Source organism: Arthrobacter arnarulunnguaqae (assembly GCF_051262515.1).
GTDB lineage: Bacteria > Actinomycetota > Actinomycetes > Actinomycetales > Micrococcaceae > Arthrobacter_N.
This window is the reverse complement of sequence record NZ_JBIMER010000008.1, coordinates 39,950-65,710: the sequence shown is the minus strand read 5'-3', so window position 1 is coordinate 65,710 and position 25,761 is coordinate 39,950. Positions and strand designations below refer to the sequence as shown.

Here is a 25,761-nt window from a genome sequence, read left to right as displayed (position 1 = left end):
ACACGATTTCCGGTATCGGCGCCCGGCCCTTCCGCCTACTTCAGCTTCCGAAGCGCTTCTTCCTTGTGGGCGGCGACGTGGCTGGTTTTATCGCTTTCGATCTCGTACTGCGGGTCATCGGGGCTTGCGTGCCGTTGATGTCCCTTGTACTGAAAGTCCTTGACGTGGATCTTGGTGATCGTGCCCGAAACCCGTCCCGCCTCCGAATTCCAGCTCACGTGGTCCCCTACCTTGAATTTGCTGCTCATCAGGCTTCCTCCTCGCCGACAGGATAGGTGACGACGCCGTCGCGGCCCACCGTTGGCGTCGCTCCCCATTGTCCGAACTCGTGTTCGCGCGGCCGGCCGTTGACGGTCAGGTGCACCACCCGCCACCCACGGGCGGCCAGTACGTTGGAGATGAGCAACCTGTGGCACCGCCACGGCATCGGTTCGCCGCACATCACGACGACGTTCCGGTTTTCGGCCAGACGGGTGAGCCGCTCGAGTCCCTGCTCGAACTCCGGCGTGAGCGTGTAGTCCGCGTAGTTCTTGAAGCTCGCGTTGTGCCAGCCGCCGTTGACGACCGGGTCGATCCCGCGTTGGCGCGGACGCCGGCCCCCGAGCTCGGTCAGGTGCAGGTATTCGACCCCGGACGCCGCCAACCATGAAGACATCTCCCCGGCGTCGAACTGCGGGCTCCGACGCGAGCCCGGCATCTTGCGCACATCCGCCAACAGCGTGATTTCGGCGGCCGCAAGCGTGCTGGCCACGGCCTCCTGCGGGCAGGTCCAATGCCCGATCGTCCACATGGTCCCCGGCCACTTCGACGTCATCGTCCTGAGTGCCTTTCGCGCGTCGCAGTCTTACACAGGGTGCCCGACGCCGGGTGTGGTTGTCGCCATCTGGGCTCCCCCTGTTTCCGACCGGTATCGCCTCCACAGAAGGCACGACGTCCGCGTCATCCACAAATGGGGGCCAGCATTCCCGGAGAGGTAACAGGCTTGCCATGCTCACTGGCAACGGCGACGACCAGCCGCCGGCGAAGGGAGCGGAAACATGGGTGAGCTGGACATCAACAACCTGGAGGGCGAACTGCGGTCCCTGTCCGCGGAACTCACCAGTCCACGAGCGCGGGAGTGCCTACTGTGCTACCTGTACAGGATGCTCGATTTCGGATGCCGGGGACACGCGTTCACGGAAAGGTACCGTGACGAGGCGGCTCCCCGGTCGACGGCCCTGCTGCGACGGTTGGCCCGAATGGGCGCCTGCTGCTGCGAGTGCGAGGTCTTCCTCAATGCGTTCCAACCGAACCCGAGACACGTTTCGGTCGACGAGAACGGCGATTTCGTCATGAACCCGGTGCCGGAATGCCACGGCGTTCGGCGTGGCTCCACCCAGCCGTGCTGCCTCTGGGTACGCATTCGGCGCGGGCGATGGCGGTGAAACGGCGGTGGGCTACACCTTGTGCAGGGCGTCCCGGATTCGGTGCAGGCATTTCGCCACCGACCCTTGGACCTGAAAGTTGTCTGACCCGGCCGCCGGCTCGGACACCAGCCATTCCTCGAGTTCGACGAACGGCTCCTGCCCCGTCTCCGGGGCGTCGTCCGGCGTCTCGCCGTCCGCCGCCGTGCGCGCCGACGCGTCGCGGAGGCACCGGGCCACCAGCCTGCGGAAGGATTCGGGCAAGTCTCCGTCCAGGCCCTCGCCGACAAGCGGACCGACGAGGAGCTCCGTGAGGTCGTGCACCTGGAAGGAGACGCTGTCCAAGGCGTTCATGGTGACGTAGTCGTCGCTCTGGTCGATGCCGAGTAGCTTGGCCCGCGGATTCCCCCGGGCGCTCTCGCCGCCAAGGTCCAGTCCCGCCCGAACACGTCGCGAGTCGTCGAGCAGGGCCTGTGCCCTTTGGTGCCACACGTCCACATCGGGCGGCCATCGGTCGCCGACGTCGTCGGCGATGGCGTCCAGGTCGCGTGCCAGCCGTTGCCGGAACTGCTCCAGATCCAACGTTGCCGTCGCCGTGCGGAGTGGCGGAAACACGACGAAGTTCACCGTTATCCCCACCAGTATCCCGAGCCCCATCTGGACGAGGTATCCAAAAGAGTAGCCGTCGGCGTCGCCGCCACCGAGCACCAGCACAAACAGGGCGGAGATGGGAAGGTAGTCGCGACCGGCGCCCACGCGGGGAAGCCCGCCGAGCAAGACCCCGACGCCCGTGACCAACATGATTCCGGCCAGCGGGGGCACGGAAAGCAGGACGAACGCCCCCGCCAGAAGGATTCCCAATACGATGCCCAGCAGGGTCTCGAGACCAACCCGGAACGAATGCACGAAGGTCGGGTGCATGGTGATGACCGCGCCGAGGGGGGCGTAGTACGGGAACTCCGCGGCCACGCCCGGCATGAACGGCGCCAGAACCCAAGCGGTACCCGCGGCCAGGGCCACCTTGCCGGCCAGCAGGGTGCGTTCGCCCATCGCGTGGCGCATGCGTTCGGAGATCTTCATTCGGCCCACTGTGTCACCGGCGTCCCGCGCAGACAACTCCTGGGATGCGCTACTTCAGGTGGTCGACCAGGTCCGGCGCGATGCCGTGGTACGTGGCGGGGGTCAACCGCAGCAGGCGCTCGCGCGCGCCATCGGAGAGCCCGAGTCCCCCGACGAACTCCTTCATCCGCGCGGCGTCGACCCGGTGCCCTCGCGTAAGGTCCTTGAGCCGCTCGTACGGGTTCTCCATGCCCTCGACGCCTGCGACGGCCTCGGCGCGCATGACCATCTGGATGGCCTCGCCGAGCACCTCCCAGTTCTGGTCGAGGTCCTCGGCGAGCACCTGCGAGGCGACGTCCAGGCGGTCCAGTCCCTTGGCGACGTTGGAGATCGCCAGCAGTGAGTGGCCGAACGCGGTGCCGATGTTGCGCTGAGAGGAGGAGTCGGTGAGGTCGCGCTGCCACCGGCTGGTCACCAGCGTCGCGCCCAGCGTGTCCAGCAGGCCGTTGGAGATCTCGAGGTTGGCCTCGGCGTTCTCGAAGCGGATCGGGTTGATCTTGTGCGGCATCGTCGAGGAACCGGTGGCACCGGCCACCGGGATCTGCGCGAAGTAGCCGATCGAGATGTAGCTCCACACGTCCGTGCAGAAGTTGTGGAGGATGCGGTTGAACCGGGCGACGTCGGCATACAGTTCGGCCTGCCAGTCGTGCGACTCGATCTGCGTCGTCAGCGGGTTCCAGGAAAGCCCGAGCCCCTCGACGAACGTGCGGGCGACCTCCTGCCAGTCCGCCGACGGCACCGACGCATAGTGCGCGGCGTACGTGCCCGTGGCGCCGTTGATCTTGCCCAGGAACTCCGTTCGGGCGATGCGGTCCAGCTGGCGGCCCAGACGCCACGCGACGACGGCGAGCTCTTTGCCGAGGGTCGTCGGCGTGGCCGGCTGTCCGTGGGTGCGGGATAACATCGGGATCTCGCGGGTGGACCCGGCCATCGCCGCGATCTGTTCCACGAGCGTGCGCGCGGCCGGCAGCCAGACGTCCTCGACGGCGCCCTGGACGCCGACGGCGTAGGAGAGGTTGTTGATGTCCTCGGAGGTGCATCCGAAGTGCACCAGCGGGGTCAGGTGCTCGAGCCCGAGGCCTCCGAGTCGACGCCCGATATAGTATTCCACGGCCTTGACGTCGTGGACGGTGACGGCCTCGATCTCGGCGAGTTCGGCGACGGATGCGGCGTCGAAGTCGGTGGCGATCCGGCGCAGTCCCTCGACCTGTTCGGTGGTCAGCGGCTCCGTGCCGGGCAGCACGGACTGGCCGGTCAGGTGGATGAACCACTCGACCTCCACATGCACCCGGTCCCGGTTCAGGGCCGCCTCGGACAGGTAGTCGACCAACGGTGCGACGGCGGCGCGGTAGCGCCCGTCGAGGGCGCCAAGGGCGAGGGGTTCGGAAGCGAGGGAAGTGCGCGCGGAATCAGCCATGCGGCCATTCTTCCACGATCCGCGGCGTCGTCGAGAGTCGGTGTCATGCCCTCCACACGACCGCCCCGGATGGCGCGATCCACATTTCGGGTGGTCGCCGAGTGCGGCGGTCCGTGGCCTTCTAGCGTGGGATGACCGGTTCGAACGGCCGACGGAGGGGCGGGCAAGGGCAATGGGCGGGGAATGGAACGACATGGTCTGGGAGGACATGGAGCGGCGCGCCCTGCAGGCGGACGAGTACGTTGCCGCCGCCCGGCGGAGCCTCGGGGAGCTGCACGGGCTGGACTGGGTCTCCCCGGCGGGCGTGGCATTCCACCGGCAGCTGGCCCTGCTGCAAGCGGAGCTGCTGCTCCTGTCCGGCAGCGTGGACGGGGCCCGGCATGACGTTCAACAGGCGCGGGTCTTGGCGGCTGCCCTCCGGAGCCTGCGCAATCTGGCGTTGACGGCGGCGGCCGAACAGGTGGTCGAATCGGCCACCAGGCCGTTGTTGCCGGGCATGGGGTTGCCGGAATGGGGAGGGGCAGGACCCCGATGAGTGCCCGAAGCAGCGGCGGAGTCGCCAGCGCGGACTTCAGCCTGGCGGAGCTCGAGCGCGCGCGGACGTTTCTGGGCCGCACGGCGTCGGACTTGGGCGAGGCCGCGGGCTGCCTCGACGGTTCGCTCCTGTCCCTGGCGATGCTGGCGGCATCGGAGGACGCCGCCTTGGCGGCGACGGCGGAATGGCAGCTCCGGCGGGCATCGCTGCTGGTCCGCGGCGCCCAGGCGCAGGCCGGCATCCTGGGCGAGGCCGTCGAGCGGAGCCGCGTGGTCTACGAGGAGACCGAACAGCGGGTGCGCCGCCTGGTCAACGAGGCCCGCGCCGCCGTGCTCCCGCTGATCCTGGCGCACGACCTGCAGACCAACGGATTCCGGCCCAGGACCGCGACGACCGAGGACCTCATCAACCAGTCGCCGGCGCTCGTCGGCACGATCCTGCCGATTCTGTTCCCCGCCTCGTATCCCGTCGCTGCGCAGTTCGGCAAGCTGCGCGACCGGGCGCACGGGGGGTTGTTCGAGACCACCGTGGCGGAGCGGCTCTACCCGCGGATCGCGGGTGTGGCCACGGACCTGGAGTGGGTGAGCGTCGCGCCGTTGGAGATCCGCGGACATTCCTCGCGCTCGGGCGTGCCGTTCCGGGGCGGCATGGACGACTTGCTGGCCCTCCAGGCGGATGCCGAACCCGGGCGTTCCGGTCATGGCGCGATGCTGGTGACCACCGTCGCCACCGATCGGGGTACGGTGCACGTGCTGACGCTGCCGGGAACACAGTCGGAGTCCGGCGCGGAGGGAACCAACCCGTGGGACGGGGGTGGCGTGGTGGAGGGCATGGGACTCGGGAGCCAGCACGTGGCCGCCGGGGCGTTGGAGGCGCTGGAACTTGTCGGAGCAGAACCGGGGGATCGGCTGGTCCTCACGGGCTACAGCCAAGGCGGCATCCACGCCGCGAACCTCGCGGTCGATCCGCGCGTTTCCGGGGCCTACGACGTCGAATACGTTGTCACCGCCGGATCGCCTGTGGGCGGGACCCCGCTGCCTTCGCAGGTGCGCGGCCTGCAGCTCGAGCACGTGGACGACCCGGTGCCGGGGACGGACGGAGCCACGAATCCCAACGGGCGCAACCAGGTCACCGTGTACTTCGACGGTTACGCTCCGGAGACGGACAGGGCGGCGGGCGGCTTCGGCGCGGCACACGGGCTGGGCAACTACGCCCAACAAACAGGTGCGCTGGCGGACTCGGAGGACCCTGCGGTGGTGGAGGCGCGGGCGGCCCTCGGAACGGTGTTCGCCGGAGCGGCTGTGGCCACCGTGCACACCGTTCGCCTCGGGCGCGCCCCGGTCGGCGGAGTCCCCAACGGCGGCGCCCCCGGCCGGCGCCGAGGCACTAGTCGCGGCCAGGGACCACCCAGCCGATGACCGCGGAGACGACGCTGATGATGATCGATCCCAGGATGGCGTCCCAGAAGAAGCTCGCCACGTTGAAGCCGATCGGGGTGAAATCGGCGATCCACGAGGTCAGCATCAGCATGCCCGCGTTGATGACGATCGCGAACAGGCCCAGCGTCAGGCACGTGATCGGCAGGGACAGGAAGCCGATGATCGGCCGCACCACCGCGTTCACGAGTCCGAAGATCAACCCGACGAAGAGGTACGCGAGGATGATCCCGGCCGTGTCGTTTCCCGTGGCTTCGGCGGTGGCTTCGGACCCGACGGTGATGCCGGGCAGGAGCCACGCTGCCGCGGCCAGAGCGAGGGCGTTGACGATGACGCGGACTATGAAGCTGAACATGCGCCCATCCTGACACACCGCGGGCGCGACCGTCAGGCCGTGGGCCGCGCCCGCGCGGCAAATCTCTCGAGACGGCGCATCGCACGCGATGAGACTGCCCAATACGCGATGCCTCCGACCAGCGACGCCGCGACGGCCAACGCCGCACCATGGTGCACGAGCGGCGGATAGATCAGCCAGTGCGCCAGATAGGCGTAGACGGACGCCATCGCAAGCACGCCGATCGGCCGGTGGAGGAGTGCGGGCAAATGGAAGACGGGGACCCAGACCATGACCAGGATTCCGGCGAGGATCACGGCGTTCCGGGAGGGGTCGTCCGCGAAGAAGTTGGGTGTGCTGGCCGCGGCGATGGCAGTGAGCAGGAGCCGGTGCCGCAAGGTCCGGGCCCGGGCCGCAGCCCAACCCAAAGCGAAGAGCCACAGCACCGGCATGGTGTGCGGGGCGGGGACGTCCAGGATGCCGAATCGCGGGACCAGCCCGATGGCCAGGAGCCCCACCGGAACCGCGAACGGGAACCGCCACTCCGTCCGATCGACCCACGGCACCGCGAGCAGCGCCGCCATGCACACGAGGATGTACACCAGGAGCTCGATGAACCAGAAGTTCCAGGTGTTGCCGATCGATGTGGGCCCGAGGAACGCGTTGAGCAGCGCCACGTTGTACCACTCGTATTTGTCCGGGGAGACGAGCACCGCAACACCGATGAACGCGACACTCGGGACGACGATCCGTGCCAGGCTGACCAGTTGCCGGCGCAGTCGCGGCAGCCGGCCGCCGGCCAAGTGGAACCTCGCGAAATTGAACCCGCACAGGGCCATCAGCACGTGTGCTGTGCCCTGGAAATCCAAGAGGCCGACGTGCGAGGAAACGATGGCCACAATGGCGACCGCCCGAAGCGCAATCCCGGATTCCAGGGGAGCCATCCGCAGCGCCCGGGCGGCCGCGGAACCGATGTCGCTGTTCCGGTGGCGCCCGGGCACCGGCGGGGCCGACAGCGGTACCAAGCGCGAGACGGGAGTGACGTGCCAATCCGCGGGTAGGTGTCCCAGCAACTGCTCGAGACGGATGGACGCGGCGACGTAGGAAAGCGAGTCGCCCCCGAGTGAGACGAACGAGTCGCCGTCCTTGACAGAGTGTGGATCGACGTCGAGCGTGTCGGCGAAGACGGACCGGACGTCCTCGGGGCCGGACGCGACGGCAGCGGGGCCCGCTGGGCCGAGCGCCGCCGGACCTCCGCCTCGGGAGCCGAATCCGGCGTCGGACGGGCCCGCCGACCATGGGCGGGCGGACAAGGGCGCGTCCAGCGCCCGCACCGCCGGGTAGTCGATCTTGCCGTTCGACAGCCGGGGAAGATCAACGACCGGATGCACGGCGACCGAACGGCGGGGCAACCCCAGCCGCCCGGCGAGGTCCTTGGCGAGCAGGCCGCCGTCATGCTCCCCGGCGGCGGCCACGACGAGCCGTTCGTCCGCGCCGGTGGCGGCGGCGTCCACGCCCAGATCCGCCAGGAGTGCCTCGACCCGGCCCAAGTCCACCCGCAGCCCGACGATCTTGACGAAACGGCTCCGCCGCCCGACGATCCGGTAGAGGCCGTCGTCGCCCAGGCGCGCCAGGTCTCCGGTCCGCAGCTCGTCGACGACCCGGCCGAGGGCGAGGTCCGCCGGGGATTCGGCGTAGCCGAGCATCGTGTTGGGGCCGCTGTAGACCAGCTCGCCGTCCTCCAGCCCGTCCACCGGTTCGATCCGGAAGGTCCCTCCCGGCACCGGAACGCCGATGGCGTCGGGGCGCTCCGCGGCCAGCTGTGGTGGCAGGTACGCCATGCGCGCCGTCGCCTCCGTCTGCCCGTACATGACGAAAAGTTCCCAGCCGTCGGCTGCGCCCAGGCGCGCGTACCGGCGCACCACCTCCGGCGCTAGCCGCCCCCCGGCCTGGGTGACACAGCGCAGCGATGGCAGGTCCATGGCCCCGAACCCGACGCGCTCCAGCAGCTCGAACGTGTACGGCACGGCGGCGAAGGACGTGGCGCCCGCAGCCCGGAACGCCTCCCAGAAGCACGGGTCCACGACGGACAGTTCGGTGAGCACGAGCGACGCGCCACGAAGGAGGTGGCTATTGACCACCGAGAGACCGTAGCAGTAGGACAGCGGCAGCGTGGTGGCGGCGCGGTCGCCGGGGCCGATGCGCAGGTATTCGGCGATGGATTCCGCGTTGGCCTGCACGTTCGCGGCGGAGAGGCGCACCAGCTTCGGTGAGCCCGTCGAACCGGACGTGCTCATGAGCAAGGCGAGCTCCGGGTGCCGGTCGTGTGCCGACCCGGGGTGCCGTGCCTCGATCAGAGTGGCTTCGCCGCCGCCGCGCAGGACCACGTCCGGGGCGTAGGCCGCGACCAGCGCCTCGAGGGTCTCGGGCTTGTCCGCGGGGACGACGGCGAGCGGGTGTCCCGTGGCGAGGCACGCCAGATACGCGACTAGCGAGCCCAGCGTGTTGTCCGCCGCGAGCACCGCGAGCCGCGGATCCGGACCCAGGCGCGCGGCCACGTCGTCGACCTGTCGGGCGAGCTCCGTGTAGTCCACCGTACGGTCCGGGAGCACGACGGCGGCGCGCGCGCCGAAGTGCGCCAGGCGCTGCGCGAAGGGGACTCCGCGGAGCGTGGCGGGCGGCGGCTCGGTGGGGCCCGGGGACGCGGCGGTGGCCAAGGGTGCGACGGTTGCCGACGCGGGGCGGGTGAGGGCGGACGTGCTCATGGACGGACTTTCCGGAAGGGGATCCGGCGGAGGGGCGCATGGAAGTGACGTCGGGCGCGCCGCCGGGTGACGTATCCAAGGATACGAGCTTAGGGGCACCTGAAAGAACAACGCAAAGGCAATGTGTCGTAATTTGTCGCCTCATCTGGCCGCGGCAACGGCCACCCTCGCGAGCATCTCCTCGATCCGGTCCCGGCAGCCGCCGCATCCCGTCCCCGCCCGGCAGGCCCTACCCACGGCGTCGACCGAGTCGCTGCCGGAGTCCACGGCGGCCGTGACCTCCCCGTGGGTCGCCCCGCTGCAGCGGCAGAGCACGTCGTGCTCCCCTACCGGAGGTGCCGCGGCGGGCAGTGCGGCGTCGTCGAGGCGGAAGAGCGTGGTGCGGTCCGCCGGGAGCTCGCTTCCGCGCTCGTACAGCAGCACCAGCTCCGCAGCCGTCCGGGGCATCCCGACCGCCAAAAACCCCGTCAGGACGCCGCCCACCGTGACCATCTTGCAGTAGCGGCCCTCTTCCGGGTCCGACCAGACGCTGACGCGCTCGGGCCCGCCGTCCCACGGCCCGCCGGCGACGCCACCGGCCGCGGCGAGGTCCACCCCGCGGGCCTTGAGCAGGATGACGCCGGGACGCTCGGCGGGGACGCCCGGACGCTTTGCCGGGACGGAACCGGAGGGGCGCAGCGGATTCTCGGCAAGGTACCCCGCCAGCCAGGACGCCTGCGTCCACCCCGGGCCGATCAGGCCGCTCGGCGGACGCCCCTCCACGGAGGCGCAGTCGCCGATCGCGAAGACCCGGTCCTCCGTGTCCGCCCGCAGCTGCCCGTCGACCCGGATGCCACGCTCGACCACCAGGCCGCATCCCTCGGCCAGGCCGGCCCGCGGGCGAACTCCGGCGGAAACCACCAGCAGGTCGCCCGGCACCACGGAACCGTCGTCGAGTTCCAGCCCGGCGAAGTGTCCGGCTTCCAGCCGCACGCCGACCGCCTTCGCCCGGGGGATCACGTCGACGCCGGCGGCTCCCAGCGCGGCCGCGAGGACCCGGCCACCGTCGTGGTCCACGGAACGGGCCAACGGAACGTCGCCGTGGTGCACCAGGGTGGCCGAGGCGCCGGCCTCCCGGATCGCCAGCGCCGCCTCCACTCCCAGGATGCCGCCGCCGAGCACCACCACGCGGCCGGCGGATCGGACGACCGTCAGCAGGGCGGCGGCGTCGTCGAGCCCGCGTAGCGCGATGACGCCGTCCGGAAGCGACGGCTCGCCGTGCGGGGAGAAATCCAGCCCGCGCAGGACGGGGATGGTAGGACGGGCTCCCGTGGCGAAAACCAGCCGGTCGTAGGGGACCGGCGGACCGTCGGACACCGCCACCGTGCGGCGGGCCCGGTCCACGCGCAGCGCGGTGGTTCCCAGTCGCACGCCGACCCCGGAGGCCGCGAGTTCCGCCGCGTCGGCGAGGGAGACGGCCTCCGGCGTGGTGCGTCCCGTTCCGACGTCGGCCACCAGGACGCGGTTGTACGCGGCGTGGCGTTCCGCGCCGAGGACGGTGACGGCGATGTCGCCGCCGGCGACCCGCGGCAGGAGCTCCTCGACCAACCGCGCGGCCACCGGTCCGAACCCGATGACGACGAGGCGTTCCGGAGATCCGGTTGCCGAGGAACCGGCCACGGTTCCGGTGTTTTTCGGGGCGCTCATCGGGCACCCGCCAGGATGGCCTGCGGTTCCGCCGCGGTCCGGAGGCCCCGCACCACCACCGACGTGTTCTTGAACGCCGGCATCGAACTGATGGGATCGGTTAGGCCCGGGGTGAGCAGGTTCGCGCTGCCGTCACCGCCGAAGTGGAAGGGCAGGAACACGCAGTCCGGGCGCACGTCCGCGGTCAGGCTCGCGCGGGCCACGGCCCGGCCGCGATCGTTGCTGATCGAGACGGCGTCGCCGTCGGCCACGCCGAGGGCCAGCGCGGTGGACGGGTGGAGTTCGGCGCGCGGCTCCGGTCGCGCGGCCGCCAGCTCGGGCACCCGCCGCGTCTGCGCGCCCGACTGGTAGTGCTCCAGCAGCCGGCCGGTCAGCAGCGTCAGGGAACCGGGTTCGTTGAGCGTCTCGGCCGGGGCGGAGAGCCGCACCGGGACGAGCCGGGCGCGCCCGTCCGGGTGGGCGAAGCGCTCGAGGAACAGCCGCGGCGTGCCGCTTAGGCGCGACGCGTCGGCGGCATTCGTCCCGCCGGCTCCGACGACGTTGCCGGTCCCGTCGGCGTCCGCGGTGCCGTCCGGGCACGGCCAGTACACGGCCGCGCCGGCATCGAGCTCCTCGTAGCTGATGCCCGAGTAGTCGGCGAGGCCGCCGCGGGAGGCCTCGCGCAGCTCGGCGAACACCTCGCGCGGGTCGGCCGGGTAGCGGCCGGGCGCATCGAGCCTCCGGGCCAACTCGGACAGGATCCACAACTCGGATCGCGCCTGACCCGGCGGCTCGGTGGCGCGGCGGCGTCGCAGCACCCGCCCTTCCAGGTTGGTCATGGTGCCCTCCTCCTCGGCCCACTGCAGGACCGGCAGCACGACGTCGGCCTCGGCCGCGGTCTCCGAGAGGAAGAAGTCGGACACCACCAGGAAGTCCAGCCGCCGCAGGCCGGCGATGACGCGACCGGCGTCGGGCGCCGACACCGCGACGTTGGCGCCGTGGACCATCAGCATCCGCGGCCCGCCGGGCAGGCCCAGGCTGTGCAGGAGTTCGGTGGCGGGAACGCCGGGGCCGGGGATCAGCGATTCGTCCACGCCCCAGGCCGCGGCGACGTGCGCGCGGTGCGCGGGGTCCGTGATCTTGCGGTAGCCGGGCAGCTGGTCCGACTTCTGCCCGTGCTCCCGCCCGCCCTGCCCGTTGCCCTGCCCCGTCAGCGTGCCGTAGCCGCCCGCCGTCGTGCCGGGAAGCCCCAGCAACAGCGCCAGGTTGATGGCCGCCGTCGTGGTGTCCGTGCCGTTGGCGTGCTGTTCCACGCCGCGGCCGGTGAGGATGTACACGCCGGGACCGCCGGAGCGCGCGGTTTCGGCCGCGGCGGCGAGGCGGTGCGCGGCCTCCCGGACCAGGCCGGCGGGGATCCCGGTGCTGGCCTGGACGCGCTCGGGCCACCAGGGAGCCACGGAACGCACGATCGCGTCCCGCCCCACCGTGCGATCGGCGAGGTATGCCTCGTCGGACAGGCCCTCCGTGAGCACCACGTGGGCGAGGCCGAGCAGCAGCTGCAGGTCCGTTCCGGGGGTGGGCATCAGGTGCAAGCCGGCGCCGTCTTCCGTCAGTTTGGCCGTGGGGGAGCGGCGCGGATCGACGACCATCAGCCCGCCGGCGTCTCGCGCGCCCTGCAGGTGGCGGACGAACGGCGGCATGGTCTCGGCGACGTTGGAGCCCAAGAGCAGGATGGCGTCGGCGCGGCCGAGGTCGGTCAGCGGGAATGGCAGGCCGCGGTCCAGGCCGAACGCCCGGTTGCCGGCGGCGGCCGCGGAGGACATGCAGAACCGCCCGTTGTAGTCGATCATCGCGGTCCCGAGGGCCAGCCGGGCGAACTTGCCCAGCTGGTAGGCCTTCTCGTTGGTCAGCCCGCCGGCGCCGAACACGGCCACCGCGTCCGCGCCGTGGTCCCGGCGGATGCCGCGCGCCCGGTCGGCGACGGCGTCCAGCGCGTCGTCCCACGTGGCGGGGCGCAGCTCGCCGTCGTCACCGCGCAGCAAGGGTTGCGTGATGCGTTCCGGCGAGCCCAGCAGCTGGGCCGCGGACCACCCCTTGCGGCAGAGCGCGCCGCCATTGGTGGGGAAGTCCCGTGCCCGGATCTCGGGGACGCCGCCGTCGACCGGAGTCACTGTCATGGCGCACTGCAGGGCACAATACGGGCAATGCGTCGGGGTGGGTGCGGAGGCCGGCACGCTACACCCCCTGCCGTGCGAAGGCCGTGCCCGGACGCAGGTAGCAGAACCAGGTGACCGCCAGCATCAGCACGTAGGCGGCGATGAACCCGACGAAGGCCGCCGTGTAGGCGCCGGTGGCCCCGGCCGAGGCGCCGAGCGCCTGCGGGATGAGGAAACCGCCGTACGCGCCGATCGCGGAGACCAGCCCCAGGGCGGCGGACGCCTGCCGCTCCGGCGAGACCGAGAGCGCTTCCGGGGTGGACGGGGCCTTGCCGACCGAGCGCAGCGCGAAAACCGTGGGGATCATCCGGTAGGTGGATCCGTTGCCGATCCCGCTGGCGGTGAAGAGCAGGATGAACAGCCCCAGGAACAGCCAGAAGTTGCCCACGGGAAGCGTCAGCGTGACGGCCAGGGTGATGGCCGCCATGACGGCGAACGCGGTGACCGTGATGCGCGCCCCGCCGATCCGGTCCGCGAGCCGGCCCCCGAGGGGCCTGGCGAGCGAACCGACCAGCGGGCCCAGGAAGGCGAGCGACAAAGAGGCGCCGACGACGGCGAAGGTGGAGAACTCCGGGAACGTGTCCTTGATGAGCTTTGGGAAGACCGCGGAGAAGCCGATGAACGAGCCGAACGTCCCGATGTAGAGGAAGGCGATGATCCACAGGTGCGGTTCCTTGAGCGCCGCGAGGGACCCGGCGACGTCCCCCTTGGCGTGGCTGAGGTTGTGCATGTGGTGGCGCGCGCCCCACGCGGCGAAGAGGATGAACGGGATCCAGAAGAGCCCGGCCATCGGCAGGTTCAACGCGCCGGCGGCGAACGCCGTCACGGCCAGCGGGACGATCAACTGCGCGACGGCGGCGCCCAGGTTCCCGCCCGCGGCGTTCAGTCCCAGCGCCCAGCCCTTTTCCCGAGCCGGATAGAAGTAGGTGATGTTCGCCATCGAGCTGGCGAAGTTGCCGCCGCCGAAGCCGGCCAGGCCGGCGAGGGTGAGCATCATCCAGAACGGCGTGGTCGGATCCGAGACCGCCCAGGCCAGCCCCCCTGCCGGAATGAGCAGCAGAAGCGCCGAGACCACCGTCCAGTTCCGGCCGCCGAACCGGGCGACCATGAAGGTGTAGGGGATTCGCAGGGTCGCTCCGACCAGGCTCGGCATGGAGATGAGCCAGAAGATCTGTCCGGTGGTCAGCTCGAAGCCCGCCGCCGGAAGGTAGATGGCCACGATCGACCAGAGCTGCCACACCACGAAACCCAGGAACTCGCAGAAGATCGACCACTTGAGGTTCACGCGCGCCGTGTCGCGGCCGATCGCCTCCCAGAAGTGCGAGTCCTCGGCGTTCCAGTTGTCGATCCACCGTCCGGGGCGCATGGCCAGGACGGGGGGCTGTGCCCGGGTGCGGGCTGTGAGTTGCTCGGCGGGACCCATTCGGAACCTCCACTTGGTCTGGATTCGTTTGGCCCCAGCCTGCCAACGCCGCGTTTCGGGCAGCGCCGGCCCGTGTTGCGTTTGGCGAAATGGTTTCTCACCGCCGTTCTGCGCTCCCGTGAGGAAGGCCGTGCGGCGTTAGGCTGGGGCCATGACTTCAGAGAATTCCGTCGCGCCCAACGAGGTGCAGCCCCGCCCCGTGCTCGAGGTGTTGCCCAAGTACGCCGCCGGCAAGCCGCCAGCGGCCGTCGAGGGGCTGTCCGCGTACAAGCTTTCCTCGAACGAAAACCCCATGCCCCCGGTGCCGGCCGTCCTGGCCGCCATCAAGGACGGCGTCGACTACAACCGCTACCCCGATCCCGTGGCAACGAAGCTGCGCGACGCCCTGGCGGGTTTCCTCGACGTCCCGGCCGAGGACGTCGTCACCGGTGCCGGCAGCCTCGGCGCCCTCACCCAGATCCTGCTGACCTTCGCGGGCCAGAACGACGACGGCGTCGCGGACGAGGTCGTCTACGCCTGGCGCTCCTTCGAGGCCTATCCCATCTGCGTCGGCGCCACCGGCGCGGATTCCGTCAAGGTCCCGCTGCTCGCCGACGGGCGCCACGACCTGGACGCCATGGCCGCGGCCGTCAACGACCGCACGTCGGTGGTGCTCCTGTGCACCCCGAACAACCCGACCGGTCCCATCCTGACGACGGCGGAGGTGGAGGGCTTCCTCGCGACGGTCCCCCGCAACGTCCTGGTGGTCATCGACGAGGCGTACAACGAGTTCGTCCGCGCCGAAGACGCCGTCAACGGGATCGACGTCTACCGCCGGCACCCGAACGTCGTCGTCCTGCGCACCTTCTCCAAGGCGCATGGGCTGGCGAACCTGCGCGTCGGTTATTCGGTGTCCCGCCCGGAGATCACGCGGCACCTGCGGGTGATGGCGACGCCGTTCGCCGTCTCGTCGCTCGCGGAGAAGGCAGCCGTCGCGTCGGTCGAGAATTTCGGCGATGTTGTCGAAAGGGTACAAAGCCTGGTCGACGAGCGGGAACGCGTCGTGCGCGGACTGCGCGAGCTGCAGTGGGACGTTCCGGACGCCCAGGGCAACTTCGTCTGGCTGAACCTGGGCGCCGATACGGAGGAGTTTGCCCGGCTTGCCGCGGAACGCGCGCTGTCGGTGCGCGCGTTCGGCAGCGAGGGCGTGCGGGTCAGCATCGGCGAGCCGGAGGCCAACACCCGTTTCCTCGAGCTTTGTAGCAACTATCCAAACCGGCCGACCCTTTCCTAGTTGGTAACAGAACGGGGGACGGTCCCGGACGGCCAGTAGGCTGGAGGAAACGGTTCCGTCATATGCCTGGTCGGGAATGCATTCCCGACCAGGCATATTTCAAGCGAAGGGCAGCGGCGCATGACGTCCACAGGGCAGGAAACCACCGAGTCGGCCACCGGCGAGGCCGGCATGGTCCAACTGCTGGGCCCGGACGGTTCGGTCGGCTTCGACGCGGACTATTCGCCCTACGTTGCGGACGTGGACGCCGAGACGCTGCGGAGTTTCTACCGCGACATGGCGCTGACCCGGCGGTTCGACGAGGAGGCCACGGCGCTCCAGCGGCAGGGACAGTTGGCGTTGTGGGTCCCGCTCCGCGGCCAGGAGGCCGCGCAGATCGGCTCCGGCCGGGCGACGCGCCCCAACGACTACATCTTCCCCACGTACCGCGAGCACGGGGTCGCCCTCACCCGCGACGTCGACTTCCCGCAGATGCTGCGGATCTTCCGCGGGATCTCCAACGGCGGCTGGGACCCGCGGGAAAACAACTTCCACATGTACACGATGGTGCTCGCCGCCCAGGCGCCGCACGCCACGGGCTACGCCATGGGCGTCAAGCGCGACCAGGCCGGCTGGGACAGCGACCGCCTGGAGAAGGAGGGCACCGCCGTCGTGGCCTATTTCGGGGACGGCGCGTCCTCCGAGGGCGACGTCCACGAGTCCATGGTGTTCGCGGCCAGCTACAAGGCCCCGGTGGTGTTCTTCTGCCAGAACAACCAGTGGGCCATCTCCGTCCCGTTCAGCGTCCAGTCGCAGGTCCCGCTGGCGCAGCGCGCCCACGGCTACGGCTTCCCAGGGGTCCGGGTGGACGGCAACGACGTCCTCGCGGTGCTCGCCGTGACGCGCTGGGCGCTGGAGCGCGCCCGCCGGGGAGGGGGACCGGTCCTGATCGAGGCCCACACCTACCGCATGAGCGCGCACACGACGGCGGACGATCCCACCAAGTACCGACTCAGCGCGGACGAGGAGCCGTGGATCGCCAAGGATCCGCTGACCCGGCTCGAGAAGCACCTGCGCGCCGAGGGGCAGGCCGACGACGCGTTCTTCGCGCGGGTCTCCGCCGACGGAGACGCCATGGCCGCCCGCGTGCGCCGCGAGGCCCTCGCCTTCGAGGCGCCGCCACTCGAGAAGTCCTTCCGCAACGTCTACGCCGAGGCCCATCCGCTGATCCAGGAGGAGCTGCGCTGGCACCTCGACTACGAGGCCGGCTTCACCGACGCCTCCACTAAGGAGTCCGGCCGATGACCTCCATGACCATCGCGAAGGCGATCACCGCCGGCCTGCGCCGCGTGCTCGAGGACAACCCGAAGTCCCTGCTGATCGGGGAGGACATCGGGCGGCTCGGCGGGGTCTACCGCGTCACGGAGGGACTGCTGGCCGATTTCGGCGAGGACCGCGTCGTCGATTCCCCGCTGGCCGAGTCCGGGATCGTCGGCACCAGCATCGGGCTGGCCCTGCGCGGCTACGCGCCGATCGCCGAGATCCAGTTCGACGGCTTCGTCTTCCCCGCGTTCAACCAGATCACCACCCAGCTTGCCAAGATGCGCGCCCGCTCCGAGGGCCGGCTGGGCGCCCCGGTGGTCATCCGCATCCCGTACGGCGGCGGCATCGGCTCGATCGAACACCATTCGGAGTCGCCGGAGGCGCTGTTCGCGCACACCGCCGGCCTGCGCATCGTCAGCCCGTCCAACGCGAACGACGCGTATTGGATGATCCAGCAGGCCGCGGCCTGCGAGGACCCGGTCATCTTCTTCGAGCCGAAGCGCCGCTACTGGCTCAAGGGCGAGGTGGACACCGAGAACCCCGCACCCGACGCGTTTTCCGCCCAGGTGGTCCGCGAGGGCACCGACGCCACGATCGTCACCTACGGGCCGCTGGTTCCGGTCGCCCTCGCCGCGGCGGAGGCCGCCACCGAGGACGGCCGCGAGGTGGAGGTCATCGACCTGCGCTCGATCAGCCCGATCGACTTCGACACGGTCGTCGCGTCCGTCGAGAAGACCGGCCGCCTGATCGTCACGCACGAGGCCCCGACGTTCGGCGGCATCGGCGGCGAGGTCGCGGCCCGCGTCTCGGAGCGGGCCTTCCTGTCCATGGAGGCCCCGGCGATCCGCGTCGGCGGCTTCCACATGCCCTACCCGGTCTCGAAGGTCGAGGAGCAGTACCTCCCCGACATCGACAAGCTGCTCGAGGCGCTGGACCGCTCCTTCAGCTTCTGACCTTTCCGCCGTCCGCCCACAGACCGTCGCCAGCGAACCACCCAGGAGACACCATGAGCACCTTCACCCTCCCCGACGTCGGCGAAGGCCTGACCGAGGCCGACGTCGTCTCTTGGAAGGTCAAGCCGGGGGACACCGTCGCCGTCAACCAGGTGTTCGTCGAGATCGAGACCGCGAAGTCGCTGGTCGAGCTCCCCAGCCCGTACGCCGGCCTCGTCACCGCGCTGCACGCGGCCGAGGGGGAGACGCTCGCCGTCGGCGCGCCGCTCTTCTCCGTCGACGAGGAGGCCGACGGGTCCGCGGGTCCCGACCTGCCCATCGAGGTGGCCGATCCGGACGCCCCGAAGGAGGGCGTGGCCGTGGAAGGCCAGTCGGAGGAGGACAAGTCGGCCGCGCCGGGGCCGCTGGTCGGCTCCGGCCCCAAGGCCGATCCCGTACGACGCCGGCCGCGCCAGCGCCCGGGCGCCGGCAGCGACGCCGGCGGTGCCTCGGGGACGACGCCGGCCCCGTCGGGCGCCCCGGGAGGCGTCCCATCCGGCGCGGCTCCGGCAAGGGGCCCCGTGGCGAACGCCGCCCCCGGCGCCGCCTCCCGCCCTTGGACCGCGGCTTCTGCCGCCGCGGCCGCCGCGTCCGCAGGGCCGATGGCCGCCGAGTTCCTGGGCCGCGTGCTCGCCAAACCGCCCGTCCGCAAGATCGCCAAGCAGCTGGGCATCGACCTCTCCAAGGTCCCGGGAACGGGCGGCCGGGGGGAGGTCACCCGCGAGGACCTGATGTCCTACCAGGCCCAGCGCGAGGCCGAGCAGGCGGCGGCGCCGTCGTTCTGGGCGGCGAAGGAGGCCCCGCTGGACAGCAGGATCGAGCGCGTCCCGGTCAAGGGGGTGCGCAAGGCCACCGCCAAGGCGATGGTCGAGTCCGCGTTCACCGCTCCCCACGTGAGCATCTTCGTCGACGTCGACGCGTCGCGGACCATGGAATTCGTGCAGCGGCTCAAGAAGAGCCGGGACTTCGAGGGCATCCGGGTATCCCCGCTGCTGATCCTCGCCAAGGCCGTGGTGTGGGCCGCGGCGCGCAACCCGAGCGTCAACGCGAGCTGGGTGGACACGGACCAGGGCGCCGAGATCCGGGTGAAGCACTTCATGAACCTGGGCATCGCCGCGGCCACGCCGCGCGGGCTGCTGGTTCCCAACATCAAGGACGCGCAGGACATGAACCTGCGCGAACTCGCGGTCAACCTCAACGAGCTCGCCACCACGGCGCGCGAGGGCCGCACCCGCCCGGACGCGATGCGCGACGGGACCCTGACCATCACCAACATCGGCGCGCTGGGGATCGACATCGGCACGCCCATCATCAACCCGGGCGAGGTCGCGATCGTCGCGTTCGGGACCATCAAGCTCAAGCCGTGGGTGGTGTCCGGGGAGGTGGTTCCGCGCTGGATCACGACCCTCGGCGGCAGCTTCGACCACCGCGTGGTGGACGGGGACCTGTCCGCGCGCTTCATGGCGGATGTCGCCGCGATCATGGAGGAGCCCGCGCTACTGCTGGACTAGGCATTGATATGGATTGCCTCTCAGTAAGGGCCCAATGAGTATTTCCCTCGCCTAGTCCGCGCGCCTACTCTGTTGCGTGGGGCACACGGCCCCGTGGACCCGAGGAGCGCCAATGGAGACGCGACAGCTGCGCTACTTTGTCGCCGTGGCCGAGGAGCGCCACTTCGGCCGCGCGGCCAGCCGCCTGCACATGGCCCAGCCGCCCCTGTCCCAGCAGATCAAGCAGCTCGAGGAGCAGCTCGGCACCCAGCTGTTGGCACGCACCACCCGCAAGGTGGACCTGACCCCCGCCGGGGAGCTCCTGCTGACCCGCGCCCGGGTCCTGCTGGCTGAGGTCGACCAGCTGGCCCACGACGTCCGCCTGGTCGGCGAGGGCGCCAGCGGCGTCATCCGGGTCGGTTTCGCCGGCTCGGCCACCTACCGCCTGATGCCGCGCATTGTCGAGGCCGCCCGCCGGGGCATGCCGGGCCTGCGGCTCAAGGTCCAGGGGGAGATGCTCACTCCCCAGATGGAGGAGGCGCTGGAAGAAGGACGCATCGACGTCGCCGTGCTGCGGCCCCCGATCCGTTCCACGGACATCGACCTCAAGTTCCTCGAACAGGACTCGCTGGTGGTCGCCCTCCCGGAGGACCATGCGCTGGCCTCGCGCGGAACGCTGGACCTCGCGGACCTCTCCGGAGAGGCCTTCATCTCCTATCCGCACGCCTCCGCCGTGAACAGCATTTTCGTGGAGGCCTGCCGCAAGGCCGGGTTCCGCCCAGACGTCGTGCAGGAGGCCCGCGAGACCTCGACGCTGCTGTCCTTCGTCGCGTCCGGAACCGGCGTCGCGCTGGTCCCCACGACGCGTCGCATGTTCGCCCTCCAGGGCATCGTCTTCCGCCCGTTGCGCGACGCGCCGGTGGTGGACCTCGCCGTCGGCTGGAAGTCCGGCAACGTCAGCCCCCTGGTGCGCAACTTCCTAGACCTCTTCGACCCCCCAGCCTCCACGGAAGGAACCACCGCGTGAAAATCGAGCGGATCGAGGCGATCCCCTACGCGATCCCGTACACCCACCCCCTGAAGTTCGCGAGCGGCGAGGTGGAAGCAGCCGAGCACGTCCTGATCCGCGTCCACACCGACGACGGACTCATCGGCACCGCGGACGCCCCGCCGCGCCCCTACACCTACGGCGAAACGCAGGACTCGATCCTCTCGATCGTCGAGAAGGTGTTCGCCCCGCAGCTCGTGGGCCTCGACGTCCTGGACCGCAGCAAGGTGCGCGCCGTGATGGACCGCACCATCCACAACCAGGTCGCCAAGGGCACCGTGGACATCGCCCTGTGGGACGTGATCGGCAAATCCGTCGGCACGCCCGTGCACAAGCTGCTCGGCGGCTACACCGACCGGCTGCGCGTGAGCCACATGCTGGGCTTCCGGCCGGCGCAGGAACTCCTCGAGGAGGCCCTGCGATTCGGGGAGGACTATGGCATCACCACGTTCAAGCTCAAGGTCGGCCGCCGCCCGCTGGCCCTGGACATCGAGGCGTGCCACGTGCTCCGCGAGGGGCTCGGCGACGACGTCGAACTGTATTTGGACGCCAACCGAGGCTGGACCGCAAACGAGGCCATGGAGGTCCTGCAGCGCACCGAGGGACTGGGCATCACCCGCCTCGAGGAGCCGTGCGACGCCAAGGAGGCCATGAGCCGCCAGCGGCTCGTCGTGAAGTCGCCCATCCCGATCGTCGGCGACGAATCCGTGCCGACGGCCGGGGACGTGTCCCGCGAACTGCTCTCCGGCGGCTGCAACTCGATCTGCATCAAGACCGCCCGCAGCGGCTTCACGGAGGCGCAGGAGATCCTGGGCCTGTGCACCGGACTGGGCGTGGACGTCACGATGGGCAACCAGATCGACACGCAGATCGGGTCGCTGGCCACCGTGACGTTCGGCGCCGCGTTCGAGGCGACGTCCCGCCGGGCCGGAGAGCTGTCCAACTTCCTGGACATGGCCGACGACCTGCTCGCCGAGCCGCTGAGGATCGTCGACGGCACCATCGCCGTGCGCGACGTCCCCGGCGTCGGCATCGAGGTGGACGAGGGAAAACTCGCCCGCTACCGCATGAACTGACCCACCCCACCACCCGAAGGAGAAGCATGCTGTTTTTGGCCCGCATGGACGTCACGTTCCCCCCGCACCTTGACGCCGAGGAGATCTCCCGGCTGCAGGGACTCGAGAAGGAGTACTCGCAGGCGCTCCAGCAGGACGGCCGGTTCGCCGGCATCTGGCGCGTGGTCGGCGAATACGCGAACTACTCGCTGTTCGACGTCGAATCCAACGACGAGCTCCACACCATCCTCAGCGGATTCCCCATGTACCCATACATGAAAGTCAAGGTCACGCCGCTGGCCAAGCACCCGAACTCGATCCACTAGCGGCCGTACCCCTTGATTAGGGCGAAAAAGCTATCAATCGGGGCGAAAAGCATATTTCCCCTTACTTGATGTCACGCCTAAATTGATAGCAGGCATCAAGCGAGACCCACATCACGCCGGCGACGCCGCCGGTGCCGAAGCAGAAAAGGAATAGACCATGAGCATCGAGAACGAAACCGCATCCGCCGCCAAGTCGGGTAGCGCCGCCACCGACCGTTTCCGCCAGTCCGGCAAGACCGGAGCCGTCGCGGCCGACGTCGAGCGGGTTGGCCTTCTGGCCGGCAAGCTGATCAAGGCCGCCAACGACATCGTGCTCGAAGAGCGCGTGACCTACGACGAGTTCAACGCCCTGAAGGCATGGCTGATCCGCGTCGGCGAAGACGGCGAATGGCCGCTGTTCATGGACGTTTGGGTCGAGCACTCCGTCGAGGACGTCGCCACCAGCCACCGCGAGGGCAACAAGGGCTCCATCGAGGGCCCGTACTACGTCCCCGAGTCCCCGGAGCAGAAGTCCCCGGCCAAGATCTCGATGCGCGAGGACGAATTGGGCACCCCGCTGCTCTTCCAGGGCCAGGTCCGCTCCACCGACGGATCGCCGCTCGCCGGCGCCAAGATCGAGCTCTGGCACGCCGACGAGGAGGGCTTCTACTCGCAGTTCGCCCCGAACATCCCGGAGTGGAACCTCCGCGGCGCCTTCATCGCCGACGACCAGGGCAACTTCCAGATCGAAACCATGCAGCCGGCTCCGTACCAGATCCCCACGGACGGCGCCTGCGGCCAGCTGATCGCCGCCGCCGGATGGCACGCCTGGCGTCCCGCGCACCTGCACCTGAAGGTGTCCGCCCCGGGCCACGAGCTGCTGACCGCCCAGCTGTACTTCCCGGGCGACCCGCACAACGAGGATGACATCGCGACCGCCGTGAAGCCGGAACTCATGCTGGACATCCAGCCGGCCGACAACGGCGTCCAGACCACGTACGACTTCGTGCTGGACCCGCAGGCCTAGACCGCATTGGCGGTCCGGTTGCCTCGGCAACCGGACCGCCGCGTCTTTTAACCCCGTTTATGCCTGCCGTGCCGAAGGAGCCAGCGATGACCCGACACAACACCCTGCGCGCGGTCCGGCCCCGGGCGTTGCGCGACGCGTTCGGCCGCCTCGGGACCGGCGTGGCCGTGGTGACCACGCTGGACGAGGAGCGCGTGCCGTACGGGGCGACCGTCACGTCCTTTGCCGCCGTGTCGGAGGATCCGCCGCTGGTGCAGGTGACACTGCGCCGCACGTCGAAGGCCACGCGCGTCCTCAAGTCCTCGCCCTTCGCGGTCAACATCCTGGCCGCGGACCAGGCGGACGTGGCGCGGAGATTCGCCGGCGATACGGTGATCCCGGCGCCGGATTGGTCGCTCCACGGGGACGTTCCGGTACTGGAGGGCAACGCGTCCACCATGGAGTGCCGTCCCTGGAACCTGTACGACGGCGGCGACCACGTCATCGTCGTCGGCGAGGTGGTGGCGCTCGCCGTCGGAGACGCGGAACCGCTCCTGAGCCAGGGCAGCGGATTCCGCCGCTTGGGCGAGCAGCTCCTGGCGGTACGATCCGCGGGATCCCCGGCGGGCTCCCCTGCCGGCGCGGTTGCGGGCGCCCCGGCTGACGCCCCGCCGGCCGACCCGGGCGGCTGGCTCGCCGGCGTCGGATCGTTCACTCGACTCTAGCGGGCGTGGGGGCACCGGCGTCGTCCGCCATGGTGGACGGCTCCGGTGGAACCCCGCCGACGGGACTGCGGGGCGGGGAATCGGATAGCCTTTCCGGACAGGCCAAGGCGAGGTGGATTGATGTCACAGGACGGGAATGTTCCCGAGAGCGTCGTGCTGTTGGACGGCGCGCACGGCCCGATCGGCACGGCGCCCAAGGCAACCATCCACACGGAGGATACGCCGCTGCACCTAGCGTTTTCCTGCCATATTTTTAACTCCGACGGGCGTGTGCTCGCGACGCGCCGCGCGCTGGACAAGAAGGCGTGGCCCGGGGTCTGGACCAACTCCGTCTGCGGGCACCCCGGGCCCGGCGAGGACATGGCCGATGCCGTCCGTCGCCGCGCGCGCTTCGAACTTGGCCTCGACCTGGACGCGCTGGCCCTGGTCCTGCCGGACTTCCGCTACCGCGCCGTGGATGCCTCCGGGATCGTCGAGAACGAATTCTGCCCCGTGTACTTCGCGCGCGCCTCGGGGGAACCGGATCCGGTTCCCGGCGAGGTCGCCGATTTCCACTGGGTGCGGCCGGAGGATCTGCTGTCGGGCGCCGACGCCACGCCGTGGGCATTCAGCCCCTGGATGGTGTGGCAATTGGAGCAGCTCGCGGTGCGCGGCCTTGCCTACGCGGGTCCCGGGGCCTGACTCCCGCTATCTCCCGCGGCGTGAATTCCGCTACTTCCCGTGGCCTGACTGCCTGGTGCCTCCTGGCCTGACCGCCTGCTCAGCGTTTGCCGGTGTTCCAATCGGCCATGCGGATGCGGTCCAGATGGACGACATCCCCGAGGGTGCTCCATCCATTGCCGCCGAGGCGCGCGAGCGGGTCCAGCCGCTCCGGAACCGGCTGCCCGTCCTCCAGCGCCTCCTCGTTGACGGCGATGTGCCGAACCAGCCCCAGGACCAGAAACGAGTTCGCCACGGAGATGACCTGGTGGAGCGTGCACTCGATCGCGGCGGGGGAGTCGGCGACACGGGGCGGCGCCACCGTGAGGCTCGGTTCTGGACGGACGGCAGCCTGCGTGAACTCGCTGGTGCCGTGAGGGAAGCGGGTGGCGGAGGCGTTCACCTGCTTGAGCAGGCTAGCCGGCGCCACATTGACCACAAACTCCCCGGTTGCCTCGATGTTGCGGAGGGTGTCCTTGCGTGATTCCGAGGTGAATTGGACGATTCCCGGGTCCGTTGCGGCGACCGTGAAGAACGAATGTGGCGCCAGGTTCGCAACGCCGTCCCCGTCCATGGTCGACACCCAGGCGATGGGTCGGGGAATGACCAACGACGTCAGCAGGCGGTAGATGTCTCGCGCCGGGACGGACCCGGCGTCAAAGTCGATGCGCATGCCTCCAGCAAAACACACCCCTGCATGCGGGCGCGCGGCCAGACCGGCGCCACAGCCGGTCCACAGCGCGTGCGACCCCGTCAGCCGGCGCCACATCGGCCGGCCATCCAGGGTGGGGCTGTGTCCGCCCGCGGATGGATCCCCGCATTCCGGCGGATGGAACCCGCCCGCGGGAGTCGCGGGAACGGCGGCGGAGCGGCAATGTGGCGCCGGCTGCCAGGGGGCGCGGGCTAGTTGGCGACCGTGAAGCGGCGGTTCTCGTGCTTGGGGTCCTCGAGCTCGTCCAGCACTGCGACGGCGAAGTCCTCAGTGGACACCGATTCACCCGCGGGGGAGTCGACGCCCAGCTTGTAGGAACCGGTGCGCTCGCCGGGTGCGATCCGCGGAGCCGGGGCCAGCATGGTCCAGCTGAGCCCGGAGGCGGAGTTGTAGGCCTCGAGGACTTCACCCATCGTGGTCGCCTCGGGCTTGTAGGCATCGGGGAACCCGGCCAGGTCCTTGAGTTGCACGCCGTCCACTTCGGTGGCTCCGGCTCCGCCGACCACGAACACGCGTGCGGAAACGAGGGTCTCGGAGATGTTCTCGTGTGCGGCGACGAACGGCGCGTGGGTCGAGCCGTCGCGCGGAGGTGCAACGGAGAGCACGACCGCGTCGTGGGATCCGGCGAGTTTTTTGTACGCGGGGACATCGGCGATGTCAGCGGCAGCCGCCGCGGCGCCCGGAACCTCTGCGCCGGAACGCGACACGGCGGTGACATCGTGCCCGCGGCTCACGGCCTCCGCGACGATCTGGCTGCCGACCATGCCGGTGGCTCCGTAGACTGCGATCTTCATGGGTGGTCCCTTCGTGGGGTTGAAGCCACCGGTCGGTGGCCTGTTCC

The 25,761-nt window shown here is 70.1% G+C and carries 24 protein-coding genes; 13 read left to right on the top strand and 11 right to left on the bottom strand.

Features of this window, described 5'->3' with window-relative positions; all coding sequences use genetic code 11:
• Positions 1–35: 35 nt before the first annotated feature.
• A complete protein-coding gene (locus tag ACHAAJ_RS09400; protein WP_435727827.1) occupies positions 36–248 on the bottom strand; it encodes a hypervirulence associated TUDOR domain-containing protein in 213 nt (70 codons plus the stop codon).
• Complete coding sequence (locus ACHAAJ_RS09395) at positions 248–814, bottom strand: DUF488 domain-containing protein (RefSeq protein ID WP_435727826.1); 567 nt, start codon at positions 812–814, stop codon at positions 248–250. The genes ACHAAJ_RS09400 and ACHAAJ_RS09395 overlap by 1 nt, the downstream gene beginning before the upstream one ends.
• Positions 815–1,037: 223 nt before the next feature.
• Here ACHAAJ_RS09395 and ACHAAJ_RS09390 point away from each other — a divergent pair, with 223 nt between their 5' ends.
• A complete protein-coding gene (locus tag ACHAAJ_RS09390) occupies positions 1,038–1,424 on the top strand; it encodes a DUF2695 domain-containing protein (protein ID WP_435727825.1) in 387 nt (128 codons plus the stop codon).
• Positions 1,425–1,436: 12 nt separating this feature from the next.
• Here ACHAAJ_RS09390 and ACHAAJ_RS09385 read toward each other — a convergent pair whose 3' ends face one another.
• Entirely contained in the window at positions 1,437–2,483 is a 1,047-nt protein-coding gene (locus ACHAAJ_RS09385) for an FUSC family protein (protein WP_435727824.1), read from the bottom strand.
• Between the two features lie 49 nt (positions 2,484–2,532).
• Positions 2,533–3,939 carry an adenylosuccinate lyase gene (gene purB, locus ACHAAJ_RS09380; protein ID WP_435727823.1) on the bottom strand — a complete coding sequence of 469 codons (1,407 nt, stop codon included), beginning with the start codon at positions 3,937–3,939 and terminating at the stop codon, positions 2,533–2,535.
• 193 nt (positions 3,940–4,132) lie between these two features.
• Between purB and ACHAAJ_RS09375 the strand changes: the two genes are divergently transcribed.
• Complete coding sequence (locus ACHAAJ_RS09375; RefSeq protein WP_435727822.1) at positions 4,133–4,474, top strand: hypothetical protein; 342 nt, start codon at positions 4,133–4,135, stop codon at positions 4,472–4,474.
• Complete coding sequence (locus tag ACHAAJ_RS09370; RefSeq protein ID WP_435727821.1) at positions 4,471–5,892, top strand: hypothetical protein; 1,422 nt, start codon at positions 4,471–4,473, stop codon at positions 5,890–5,892. Before ACHAAJ_RS09375 ends, ACHAAJ_RS09370 begins: the two co-directional genes overlap by 4 nt.
• On the opposite strand, the gene ACHAAJ_RS09365 is transcribed toward ACHAAJ_RS09370, so the two are convergent.
• From ACHAAJ_RS09365 to ACHAAJ_RS09345, 5 genes are all read right to left on the bottom strand, one after another.
• A complete protein-coding gene (locus tag ACHAAJ_RS09365) occupies positions 5,861–6,265 on the bottom strand; it encodes a phage holin family protein (protein WP_435727820.1) in 405 nt (134 codons plus the stop codon). The genes ACHAAJ_RS09370 and ACHAAJ_RS09365 overlap by 32 nt on opposite strands.
• A 32-nt stretch (positions 6,266–6,297) precedes the next feature.
• On the bottom strand, positions 6,298–9,009 hold the full coding sequence (locus ACHAAJ_RS09360; protein WP_435727819.1) for an AMP-binding protein: 2,712 nt from the start codon (positions 9,007–9,009) through the stop codon (positions 6,298–6,300).
• A 141-nt stretch (positions 9,010–9,150) separates the two neighbouring features.
• On the bottom strand, positions 9,151–10,695 hold the full coding sequence (locus tag ACHAAJ_RS09355) for an FAD-dependent oxidoreductase (protein ID WP_435727818.1): 1,545 nt from the start codon (positions 10,693–10,695) through the stop codon (positions 9,151–9,153).
• On the bottom strand, positions 10,692–12,908 hold the full coding sequence (locus ACHAAJ_RS09350; protein WP_435727817.1) for a molybdopterin oxidoreductase family protein: 2,217 nt from the start codon (positions 12,906–12,908) through the stop codon (positions 10,692–10,694). The genes ACHAAJ_RS09355 and ACHAAJ_RS09350 overlap by 4 nt, the downstream gene beginning before the upstream one ends.
• Position 12,909: 1 nt before the next feature.
• Positions 12,910–14,313 carry an MFS transporter gene (locus ACHAAJ_RS09345; RefSeq protein ID WP_435727816.1) on the bottom strand — a complete coding sequence of 468 codons (1,404 nt, stop codon included), beginning with the start codon at positions 14,311–14,313 and terminating at the stop codon, positions 12,910–12,912.
• Between the two features lie 151 nt (positions 14,314–14,464).
• Here ACHAAJ_RS09345 and ACHAAJ_RS09340 point away from each other — a divergent pair, with 151 nt between their 5' ends.
• From ACHAAJ_RS09340 to idi, 10 genes are all read left to right on the top strand, one after another.
• On the top strand, positions 14,465–15,586 hold the full coding sequence (locus tag ACHAAJ_RS09340; protein WP_435727815.1) for a histidinol-phosphate transaminase: 1,122 nt from the start codon (positions 14,465–14,467) through the stop codon (positions 15,584–15,586).
• A 120-nt stretch (positions 15,587–15,706) separates the two neighbouring features.
• Complete coding sequence (gene pdhA / locus ACHAAJ_RS09335) at positions 15,707–16,870, top strand: pyruvate dehydrogenase (acetyl-transferring) E1 component subunit alpha (protein ID WP_435727814.1); 1,164 nt, start codon at positions 15,707–15,709, stop codon at positions 16,868–16,870.
• Positions 16,867–17,841, top strand: a complete 975-nt coding sequence (locus tag ACHAAJ_RS09330) for an alpha-ketoacid dehydrogenase subunit beta (protein ID WP_435727813.1) — start codon at positions 16,867–16,869, stop codon at positions 17,839–17,841. Before pdhA ends, ACHAAJ_RS09330 begins: the two co-directional genes overlap by 4 nt.
• A gap of 53 nt (positions 17,842–17,894) precedes the next feature.
• Positions 17,895–19,391, top strand: coding sequence for a dihydrolipoamide acetyltransferase family protein (locus ACHAAJ_RS09325; RefSeq protein ID WP_435727812.1), 1,497 nt, complete (start codon positions 17,895–17,897; stop codon positions 19,389–19,391).
• Positions 19,392–19,503: 112 nt separating this feature from the next.
• A complete protein-coding gene (locus ACHAAJ_RS09320; protein ID WP_435727811.1) occupies positions 19,504–20,397 on the top strand; it encodes a LysR substrate-binding domain-containing protein in 894 nt (297 codons plus the stop codon).
• Positions 20,394–21,494, top strand: coding sequence for an enolase C-terminal domain-like protein (locus ACHAAJ_RS09315; RefSeq protein WP_435727810.1), 1,101 nt, complete (start codon positions 20,394–20,396; stop codon positions 21,492–21,494). The genes ACHAAJ_RS09320 and ACHAAJ_RS09315 overlap by 4 nt, the downstream gene beginning before the upstream one ends.
• 26 nt (positions 21,495–21,520) lie before the next feature.
• Entirely contained in the window at positions 21,521–21,799 is a 279-nt protein-coding gene (gene catC, locus ACHAAJ_RS09310; RefSeq protein ID WP_435727809.1) for a muconolactone Delta-isomerase, read from the top strand.
• A gap of 157 nt (positions 21,800–21,956) precedes the next feature.
• Positions 21,957–22,805, top strand: a complete 849-nt coding sequence (catA, locus tag ACHAAJ_RS09305) for a catechol 1,2-dioxygenase (protein WP_435727808.1) — start codon at positions 21,957–21,959, stop codon at positions 22,803–22,805.
• A gap of 86 nt (positions 22,806–22,891) precedes the next feature.
• Positions 22,892–23,509 (top strand): flavin reductase family protein, encoded by a 618-nt coding sequence (locus tag ACHAAJ_RS09300; RefSeq protein ID WP_435727807.1) that lies wholly within the window; start codon positions 22,892–22,894, stop codon positions 23,507–23,509.
• A gap of 120 nt (positions 23,510–23,629) precedes the next feature.
• Positions 23,630–24,190: an isopentenyl-diphosphate Delta-isomerase gene (gene idi / locus ACHAAJ_RS09295; RefSeq protein WP_435727806.1), complete on the top strand. Its 561-nt coding sequence runs from the start codon at positions 23,630–23,632 to the stop codon at positions 24,188–24,190.
• 79 nt (positions 24,191–24,269) lie between these two features.
• Here idi and ACHAAJ_RS09290 read toward each other — a convergent pair whose 3' ends face one another.
• Both ACHAAJ_RS09290 and ACHAAJ_RS09285 read right to left on the bottom strand, forming a co-directional pair.
• Positions 24,270–24,881, bottom strand: a complete 612-nt coding sequence (locus ACHAAJ_RS09290; RefSeq protein ID WP_435727805.1) for a flavin reductase family protein — start codon at positions 24,879–24,881, stop codon at positions 24,270–24,272.
• Between the two features lie 230 nt (positions 24,882–25,111).
• Entirely contained in the window at positions 25,112–25,714 is a 603-nt protein-coding gene (locus ACHAAJ_RS09285; protein WP_435727804.1) for an NAD(P)-dependent oxidoreductase, read from the bottom strand.
• Between the last annotated feature and the right edge of the window lie 47 nt (positions 25,715–25,761).

Coding starts and splice junctions, on each gene's coding strand:
- catA (WP_435727808.1), top strand. CDS start 21,957: ATGAGCATCGAGAACGAAACCGCATCCGCCGCCAAGTCGGGTAGCGCC.
- ACHAAJ_RS09395 (WP_435727826.1), bottom strand. CDS start 814: ATGACGTCGAAGTGGCCGGGGACCATGTGGACGATCGGGCATTGGACC.
- idi (WP_435727806.1), top strand. CDS start 23,630: ATGTCACAGGACGGGAATGTTCCCGAGAGCGTCGTGCTGTTGGACGGC.
- ACHAAJ_RS09320 (WP_435727811.1), top strand. CDS start 19,504: ATGGAGACGCGACAGCTGCGCTACTTTGTCGCCGTGGCCGAGGAGCGC.
- ACHAAJ_RS09340 (WP_435727815.1), top strand. CDS start 14,465: ATGACTTCAGAGAATTCCGTCGCGCCCAACGAGGTGCAGCCCCGCCCC.
- ACHAAJ_RS09365 (WP_435727820.1), bottom strand. CDS start 6,265: ATGTTCAGCTTCATAGTCCGCGTCATCGTCAACGCCCTCGCTCTGGCC.
- catC (WP_435727809.1), top strand. CDS start 21,521: ATGCTGTTTTTGGCCCGCATGGACGTCACGTTCCCCCCGCACCTTGAC.
- ACHAAJ_RS09400 (WP_435727827.1), bottom strand. CDS start 248: ATGAGCAGCAAATTCAAGGTAGGGGACCACGTGAGCTGGAATTCGGAG.
- ACHAAJ_RS09385 (WP_435727824.1), bottom strand. CDS start 2,483: ATGAAGATCTCCGAACGCATGCGCCACGCGATGGGCGAACGCACCCTG.
- ACHAAJ_RS09330 (WP_435727813.1), top strand. CDS start 16,867: ATGACCTCCATGACCATCGCGAAGGCGATCACCGCCGGCCTGCGCCGC.
- purB (WP_435727823.1), bottom strand. CDS start 3,939: ATGGCTGATTCCGCGCGCACTTCCCTCGCTTCCGAACCCCTCGCCCTT.
- ACHAAJ_RS09285 (WP_435727804.1), bottom strand. CDS start 25,714: ATGAAGATCGCAGTCTACGGAGCCACCGGCATGGTCGGCAGCCAGATC.
- ACHAAJ_RS09375 (WP_435727822.1), top strand. CDS start 4,133: ATGGTCTGGGAGGACATGGAGCGGCGCGCCCTGCAGGCGGACGAGTAC.
- ACHAAJ_RS09360 (WP_435727819.1), bottom strand. CDS start 9,009: ATGAGCACGTCCGCCCTCACCCGCCCCGCGTCGGCAACCGTCGCACCC.
- ACHAAJ_RS09325 (WP_435727812.1), top strand. CDS start 17,895: ATGAGCACCTTCACCCTCCCCGACGTCGGCGAAGGCCTGACCGAGGCC.
- ACHAAJ_RS09290 (WP_435727805.1), bottom strand. CDS start 24,881: ATGCGCATCGACTTTGACGCCGGGTCCGTCCCGGCGCGAGACATCTAC.
- ACHAAJ_RS09345 (WP_435727816.1), bottom strand. CDS start 14,313: ATGGGTCCCGCCGAGCAACTCACAGCCCGCACCCGGGCACAGCCCCCC.
- ACHAAJ_RS09300 (WP_435727807.1), top strand. CDS start 22,892: ATGACCCGACACAACACCCTGCGCGCGGTCCGGCCCCGGGCGTTGCGC.
- ACHAAJ_RS09390 (WP_435727825.1), top strand. CDS start 1,038: ATGGGTGAGCTGGACATCAACAACCTGGAGGGCGAACTGCGGTCCCTG.
- ACHAAJ_RS09370 (WP_435727821.1), top strand. CDS start 4,471: ATGAGTGCCCGAAGCAGCGGCGGAGTCGCCAGCGCGGACTTCAGCCTG.
- pdhA (WP_435727814.1), top strand. CDS start 15,707: ATGACGTCCACAGGGCAGGAAACCACCGAGTCGGCCACCGGCGAGGCC.
- ACHAAJ_RS09355 (WP_435727818.1), bottom strand. CDS start 10,695: ATGAGCGCCCCGAAAAACACCGGAACCGTGGCCGGTTCCTCGGCAACC.